Raw genomic sequence first — 363 nt, forward strand, 5'->3', positions numbered from 1 at the left:
GCAATGCGCTGGGCCTGACCGGTTCGCCGTTCGATGCCTTCCTGACCCTGCGCGGTCTGCGCACGCTGGACGCGCGCCTGCGCGTGCACCAGGAGAACACCGCATCGATCGTTGCCCTGCTGGACCAGCATCCGGCCGTCGGCAGGGTGTACTACCCGGGCCTGGCCGATCATCCGGGCCACGACATCGCGGCGCGCCAGCAAAGCAGTTTCGGCGCGATGCTGTCGTTCGAACTGGCGCACTGCGCCGGTGACGATCCGCATGCGGCGGTGCGCGCGTTCGTCGATGGCCTGCGCTGCTTCACCCTGGCCGAATCGCTGGGCGGCGTCGAAAGCCTGATCGCCCATCCGGCGACCATGACCC

At 69.1% G+C, this 363-nt stretch carries 1 protein-coding gene; it reads left to right on the forward strand.

Features of this window, described 5'->3' with window-relative positions:
* Window positions 1-363, forward strand: a 363-nt coding sequence (locus EN850_RS34335) for a PLP-dependent transferase (protein ID WP_189591301.1), incomplete at both ends; no start/stop codon positions are given.

Origin of the sequence: Mesorhizobium sp. M8A.F.Ca.ET.207.01.1.1, assembly GCF_004794715.1 — a bacterium.
GTDB lineage: Bacteria > Pseudomonadota > Alphaproteobacteria > Rhizobiales > Rhizobiaceae > Mesorhizobium.